This is a genomic window from Megasphaera sp. DJF_B143 (assembly GCF_900320625.1).
GTDB lineage: Bacteria > Bacillota > Negativicutes > Veillonellales > Megasphaeraceae > Megasphaera > Megasphaera hexanoica.
The window spans coordinates 1-7,214 of the sequence record NZ_ONTA01000201.1; the positions used below are offsets into that span (position 1 = coordinate 1).

The 7,214-nt window shown below is 55.6% G+C and carries 7 protein-coding genes and 1 other RNA gene; all 8 read left to right on the forward strand.

What is annotated here, in order from left to right; all coding sequences use genetic code 11:
- Positions 1 to 19 precede the first annotated feature (19 nt).
- Complete coding sequence (locus DBO31_RS06160; RefSeq protein ID WP_150824705.1) at positions 20 to 1,006, forward strand: P1 family peptidase; 987 nt, start codon at positions 20 to 22, stop codon at positions 1,004 to 1,006.
- A gap of 71 nt (positions 1,007 to 1,077) precedes the next feature.
- An RNA gene (rnpB, locus tag DBO31_RS06165) (RNase P RNA component class A) lies at positions 1,078 to 1,425 on the forward strand.
- A gap of 241 nt (positions 1,426 to 1,666) precedes the next feature.
- Positions 1,667 to 2,890, forward strand: coding sequence for an aspartate kinase (locus DBO31_RS06170; protein WP_075582188.1), 1,224 nt, complete (start codon positions 1,667 to 1,669; stop codon positions 2,888 to 2,890).
- A 7-nt stretch (positions 2,891 to 2,897) separates the two neighbouring features.
- Positions 2,898 to 3,197, forward strand: coding sequence for a hypothetical protein (locus DBO31_RS06175; RefSeq protein WP_059077279.1), 300 nt, complete (start codon positions 2,898 to 2,900; stop codon positions 3,195 to 3,197).
- Between the two features lie 141 nt (positions 3,198 to 3,338).
- Positions 3,339 to 3,698 (forward strand): holo-ACP synthase, encoded by a 360-nt coding sequence (gene acpS, locus DBO31_RS06180; protein WP_059077278.1) that lies wholly within the window; start codon positions 3,339 to 3,341, stop codon positions 3,696 to 3,698.
- Positions 3,699 to 3,788: 90 nt separating this feature from the next.
- On the forward strand, positions 3,789 to 4,721 hold the full coding sequence (locus tag DBO31_RS06185; RefSeq protein WP_234995417.1) for a M23 family metallopeptidase: 933 nt from the start codon (positions 3,789 to 3,791) through the stop codon (positions 4,719 to 4,721).
- Between the two features lie 20 nt (positions 4,722 to 4,741).
- Positions 4,742 to 6,397 carry an NAD(P)H-hydrate dehydratase gene (locus DBO31_RS06190; RefSeq protein WP_150824707.1) on the forward strand — a complete coding sequence of 552 codons (1,656 nt, stop codon included), beginning with the start codon at positions 4,742 to 4,744 and terminating at the stop codon, positions 6,395 to 6,397.
- Between the two features lie 3 nt (positions 6,398 to 6,400).
- On the forward strand, positions 6,401 to 7,214 hold an 814-nt coding region (locus tag DBO31_RS06195), incomplete at its 3' end, for a ComEC/Rec2 family competence protein (RefSeq protein WP_150824708.1).

Consider the following 7,214-nt stretch of genomic DNA (forward strand, 5'->3'; position numbering starts at 1 on the left):
AGAAATAGCAGGTGAGAACATGTTGCGTGAAATTTCCTTACAGGATATACAGGGCTTTTGTATCGGCAGCAGTGAAGATGCGGCCGGAGGAACGGGATGCACCGTCCTCATTTGTCCCGATGGGGCGCCGTGCGGACTGGACGTGCGCGGTGGCGGCCCGGCCAGCCGGGAGACGGAACTGCTCAATCCCCGGGCGGCAGCGGAACGCATCCATGCTGTACTCTTGAGCGGTGGCAGTGCCTTTGGCCTCAACGCGGCAGCCGGCGTCATGCAGTATCTGGAAGAACACGATATCGGCTTCGACACGCGGATCTGCAAGGTCCCTCTCGTACTGGCATCGTGTATTTACGATCTGGGCTGTGGCAGCAATGTGCGGCCTGATGCGGCCATGGGATATGAAGCCTGTGTACAGGCCGAACAGAATCATACCCTCATGGGCAATCACGGCGCCGGTACGGGAGCGACGGTCGGGAAATGCTGCGGCCCTTCCTATATGATGAAATCCGGCCTGGGAGTTTATGCCGTACAGACCGGGGACCTGCAGGTCGGCGCCGTCGTGGCCGTCAATGCCCTGGGCGACGTGCTCGGGGAAGACGGCCAGATCCTGGCAGGCATGCGCAGCCGTGAAGGCAGGGGATTTGCCGATACGCGCCGGGTGCTCCTGGAAGAATACGGCACGACGGACACGCTGTTCTCCCAGCGCCAGGCCGCCGGCGGGACGACCAACACGACTATCGGGGCCGTCGTGACCAACGGGGCCTTTGACAAGGCCCATATGGGAAAAATCGCAGCACTTGCCAGCAACGGTCTGGTGCGGACCATCCGGCCGGTCAATACGACGGCCGACGGCGATGCCCTGTACGCCCTCAGCGTAGGAAATGTGCCGGCAGAGCTCAACACCGTCGGCACCCTTGCTGCCTATGCGGTGGAACAGGCCGTACGCCGGGCCGTCAGCCATGCCCAATCGGCATACGGCATTCCGTCCCTTCACGACTGGCCACGATAGGACGGGGCGGCAGACGACGAACGACACTTCTCCCTTGACGGCACGGGCGATTTATGATACGATTACGCAGATGAGTATGAATGACAATCGCTGGCCTCCGGGTCAGAGGAAAGTCCGAGCTCCGCAGGGCAGGATGCCGGATAACGTCCGGCGAAGGTGACTTTAGGGATAGTGCCACAGAAATGTGTACCGCCGCGCAAGCGGTAAGGGTGGAACGGTGCGGTAAGAGCGCACCAGCAGTGCAGTAATGTACTGGCTAGGTAAACCCCATCTGGAGCAAGACCGAATAGGGAAGGGATGAAGCGGCCCGCTGATCTTCCGGGTTGTGTCGCTTGAACATGCTGGCAACAGTATGTCTAGATAGATGATTGTCGCTGCCGCAAGGCAGAACAAAACTCGGCTTACTGATTACTCATCATACCACGACAGGAAAAGGCTGTTGCACCATCTGCGGTGTGGCAGTCTTTTTTGGTGTATTCTGCCGGTCTGGATGACCGGAGACAGATTATAGCCAGTATAAATTTCGTCAGGCATGACAAAATTTTTGTATACATTTTTTTGATACTTTACAATAGGCGTAGTGCATGATATCATGGCAGGAGGTAGTCGTTTAGCGACGTATACTACAGGCTTTAATTCAATAAAAGCGAGGGATATAAGTTGGCATTAATTGTGAAGAAATTTGGCGGCAGCTCAGTAGCCACGCCGGATAAGATGCGCGCTATCGTACAGCGCGTGCTCAAAGGATCCCAGCCCGATGACAAAATCGTCATCGTCGTATCAGCTATGGGTAAGTCAACGGATAAACTGATTGAACTGGCCAGCCAGATCACATCGAAAACATATGGCCGTGAAATGGATATGCTTCTTTCTACGGGGGAACAAGTCTCCATTGCGCTGATGGCCATGGCTTTCCAGGAAGCCGGCCACAAGTCGATTTCCTTTACGGGTGCCCAGGCGGGCATCACTACCAGTGACGCCTTTAACAAGGGCCGTATCCTGGACATCCAGCCGGACCGCATCTTAAAAGCGCTGGATGAAGGAAATATCGTCATCGTCGCCGGGTTCCAGGGCATTACGGATTCGGGCGATATCACCACACTGGGCCGGGGCGGCTCGGATACGACGGCTGTCGCTATCGCCGGTGCCATCCATGCCGATGTGTGCGAAATCTACACGGACGTAGAAGGCATCTATACATCGGATCCCCGCGTCGTGCCCAATGCGCAGAAAATGAAAGAAATTACCTACGGAGAAATGCTGGAAATGGCCAAACTCGGCGCTGGCGTCATGCAGCCCCGGGCCGTTGAAATGGGCAGCCGTTTCAATATCCCCATCCATGTCCGTTCCACATTTTCCGAAAACGAAGGTACTATCATACAGGAGGCTTATTCCATGGAAATCAAACAGTATCTGATCCGCGGCGTCGCAGAAGATAAAAATGTTGCTAAAATCACCGTTCTGGGAATCCCCAACAAACCGGGCTACGCGTATAAATTGTTTGAAACACTGGCCAATGCCAACGTAGTTGTCGATATGATCGTCCAGAGTGTCCGCGTTGCCAACGAAGGCGTAACGGATATTACCTTTACGATTTCCCGGGATGAACTGGCGTCTGCCAAAGACGTACTGGAACAGATTAAAGGGATGATGCCTGTCGAAGATATCCTCATCGATGACAAGATGGCGAAAGTCTCCGTCGTCGGTGCCGGCATGGCCGGCCATCCGGGCATTGCTTCCGGCATGTTCGGCGTCCTGGGCAAAAACAATATCAACATTGAAATCATTTCCACTTCGGAAATCAGCATCACCTGCCTCATTTCTGAAGACCAGGTAGATACAGCTGTCCGTGCCATCCACGCCTATTTCTTTGACGAAAACTGAGGCATCCATGTCTGTGCTGGATAATTTTGTGGAAGAAATGCTTCAGGTAGAAGTCCCTAAACGCGTTCTTCTGGAACGCATGCTGCATGGCCTTCAGGTCGAAAAGCCGCCACAGTTCAAGATACCGGCGCCGCAGTATACGTTTGAATCCAATCTGCATGGCCTGCGGTATGATTATCAGAAAAAGGAAGTCACTATTTCGTATAAAGTGGCACCTAACGTATATGATGATGTGACCGTCGCCTTTGCCACGTTCAAGGTGCTGTTGGAAGGCATTGCCGTCTGTATCCGCATGCAGAAATGGTAAAGAGCATGGGTCAGAAGAGAGGCTGCCGCATTAAGGAAATACTTAATGCGACAGCCTCTTGTCGTTTTAAGCATCAAACGTCAAACGTCAAACTTCAAACAAGATTTAAAACGGGAACATGCCCGTCTGGGAGGACTCTGTATGACTTGTGGAGTAGATATTGTAGAAATCGGGCGCATGGAAAAACTGGTCTGTACCCGCGGCCAGTCCCTGCAGCGCTTATTTACGGAACAGGAAATTGCCTACTGCCGCAGCCGGGGAAAGGGACAGTATGCTTCCTTTGCCGCCATGTTTGCTGCCAAAGAGGCATTCTGGAAAGCCTGCCGCACGGGCTTCCGCAAAGGGGCCTGGACCGATGTGGAAGTGCGGCACGATGAGCTGGGCGCACCCTCCTTTGTCCTGCACGGAGCCTGTGCGGTACTGCTGGAGAAACGGGGGGAGTTGTCCTTGTCCCTGGCACATGACGGCCAGTATGCCATCGCCCAGGTCGTCTGGCTGTGACGATAATTCCTTAGAGTGGAGATTAAGTTTCTATTCCCGATGTGCTATAATAGAGGCGTTGAATTCATAGCACATAAAGGAGAAGATAGTGTGTACAAGAAATTTCTGATCTGGCCTCTCATTGTCGTGGCCAGCCTGCTGCCCGTGGGAATTTCCCAAGGGGCATCTAAAACGAATATTACCAATGTCCGCGTCGTGACCCGCAACGATGCCGATACACCCTTTGTCCGTACCGTTCTGGATGTCACCGGGCCGGTCCAGCCGCGGTTTGCCATTGATAAAAGCGGCTACAATATCGTTGTCACGATTCCCAATACCAACCTGAGCCGGAGCATCAATCCCCGCCCCCAGGTAAATCAGAACGTCATTTCACGGCTGGAACTTGGAAATAAGGGCCCTCATGCGGAGGTCCGCATCCGCGTGCCCAAAGCGGTGAATACGAAAGATCTGAAAGTCTTTACGCTGGATGGCAATGCCAAACAGAAAATCAGCAACCGCGTCGTCATCGATGTGAACGACAAGTCAGGCAAGGTACAGCAATGGAGCCACTGGCACGATTCCAAAGACAGCATTTCCAAGCCGTTCAGTGAATCTATCAAAAAAGATTTTAAAGGGCGCAAACCCTTTGCAGGCCCTGGCAAGGGTGATATGATCTGGCCTGTGAAGGGCGTCATTACATCTCCCTTCGGATACCGCATCCATCCCATTTATGGCCGGCAGATCCTTCATTCCGGTATGGATATCGGCGTGGATTACGGTACGCCAGTCAAGGCAGCCATGGGTGGCGTCGTCGTCGAAGCCGACTGGATCAGCGGCTATGGCAATGCCGTCGTCATTGATCACGGCAATGGCATGACGACCTTGTACGGCCATAATGAACGCCTCAATGTCATAACCGGTCAGACCGTAAAGCAGGGAGATGTCATTGCTTATGCCGGTTCTACGGGAAATTCGACAGGGCCCCACGTCCATTTTGAAATCCGCGTCAATGGGGAAGCCGTTGACCCGGCGTTATACTTGTAATACACCTTAAGGAGGTTCTCATGCAAAAACTCAATACGGCGGCCCAGATGCGGCTCATGGACCAGACGGCCATGCACGGCCAGTATGCCATCGCGCCGGCGGTCCTCATGGAAAATGCCGGCCATGCCGTCGTTACCCATGCAGAAACAGCCGTTCATGGCTGGCAGGGTAAGGACGTTGTCATCTTGTGCGGCAAGGGAAATAACGGCGGAGACGGCTTTGTCATCGCCCGTCATCTGCTGAACCGTGGCGCCCGGGTATACGTCTATGTACTGGGAACGGTGGAATCGTATAGCCCGGAAGCCCGGGCTCATCTCCATACGCTGCAGGAACTGGCCGATGAAGAAACGTGCCTCATCGATTACTTTGCGCCATCGGACAAGGCATGGGACAGGCTGTACCGGCGCCTGTCTTCCAGCCAGGTCGTCATCGACGCCATTCTGGGAACGGGATTCCACGGCACGCTGCGCATGCCCGTGAGCCGGATAGTCAATATGGTCAACGAAGTGGCCGCGTCGGGTACGCTCCGGGTCATTGCCGTCGATATCCCGACGGGCGTCAATGCCGATACGGGCGATGTCAGCGGCAGTGGTGATGAAGAGGCGGCCGGGCCGGTCTTTGCCGATATGACCGTCACCTTCGGTGTCTGGAAACGGGGACTGCTCCTGTATCCGGGACGCACTTGTTCCGGTGTTGTCGTCTGCGACGATATTGGCATGCCCCGGCCGCTTTTGACCGGACGGGAAGACGATGGGGCGTATATGCTGGAAGAAAGCGACATATCGGAAGTCCTGGTGCCGCGCAGTCCCGATTCCCATAAGGGAACGCATGGCACGGTCGCTATCGTGACCGGCAGCAGTGATATGGCCGGAGCGGCCCTGATGGCTGCCCGCGGCGCTCTTCGCAGCGGAGCAGGCAAGCTCTTTTTGCGGGTGCCGGCGCGTACGGCGCCTTACTGCATTGGCCGGCAGGCTGAAGCCATGGTACGCGGCGTCGGAACGGGCGATCATTTTACGGCAGCCGATGCGGCAGAAATCATCGAAGAAAGCCGGAACTGGTCGGTACTGGCCATGGGACCGGGCATGGGAAAACAGGAAGATACCAGGATGTTCCTGAAAGAAGTCATTGCCCACACGTCGTGCCCGCTGGTACTCGATGCCGATGCCCTGAACCTTCTGGCAGGAGAACGGGATTTCATTGCACCTTACGGCGGACGCATCATCATGACGCCCCATCTGGCAGAGTTCAGCCGTCTCAGCGGACTGCCCCTGGCGGATATCAAAAAAGACTGTATCGCTGCAGCCAAACAGTTTGTCCGGGAATGGCAGGTAACGCTGGTCCTGAAAGGGGCGCCGACCGTCATCGTCTCGCCCAGGACACTCCACGCCTACGTCAATCCCGGCGGCAATGCCGGCATGGCCTGTGGCGGCATGGGAGATATCCTGACGGGCATGGTAGCGGCCCTGGCCGTACACGACGGCATGACCAGCCTGACTACGGCAGCCTGCGCGGCTGTCTGGCTCCATAGTGCCGCCGGTGATATCTGCCATGATACGTATGGCTCCTATGGATTCTTGCCTATGGAAGTGGCCGACGCCGTTCCCCGGGTCATTACCCGCCTGGAAGACAACCGCCCGCTGCCCGTATTGCAGCGGCCCCTGGTAACGGAGGCATAATTCGTGTATCCCTGTAAGGGAAAAGGACTGTTCCGTATCGCACTGATACTGGCGACAGTCCTTGTTTTTTGTCTGGCAGGCTGTGCATCACATACGCGCGATGACAGCAATCTGCACATTCACGTCCTGTCGGCCGGACAGGCAGATGCTGTACTCATACGGCATAAGACAGGCGATTTCCTCATCGACTGCGGGGACAGCGACGGCACGGACCGGCTTTTGTCCCAGCTGCAGCAGTTCCACGTGCGTTATCTGGAAGCGCTGATTCTGACCCACCCTCACGAAGACCATATTGGCGGTGCGCCTGTGCTATTGAAAACGCTGCCGGTCGCCTGCATTTACGACAACGGTCAGGAATCGGATTCTCCCGTATATGCCCACTACCGTAAGATAGCTGCCCAAAAGGGGATTGCCTGTAAAACACTGCAGCGCGGACAGATCCTGTCCTGGACGGACGGGCTGACTCTGGAAATTGTATCGCCACCCGCACGGGGAGAACGGGGATACGGGGCGCTCCAGTCTTCCCAGGGCAGGGAGAATAATTTTTCTCTCGTCTGCCGCCTGGAATACGGGACTTTCTCTATGCTGTTCATGGGCGATGCGGAAAAGGAAAGTGAACGGGTCCTGCTGCAGTACATGACATCCGGGGCGCTGAGGACGACGATCCTGAAAAACGGCCACCACGGCAGCTGTACGGCCACGACAGAAGAACTGGTAAAAGAAGCGGCCCCGTCGGCAGCGGTCATTTCCTGCGGAGCCGGCAATTCCTTCGGATTTCCTCACGGGGAAGTCGTCTCTCTCCTTGCGGCATATCGTA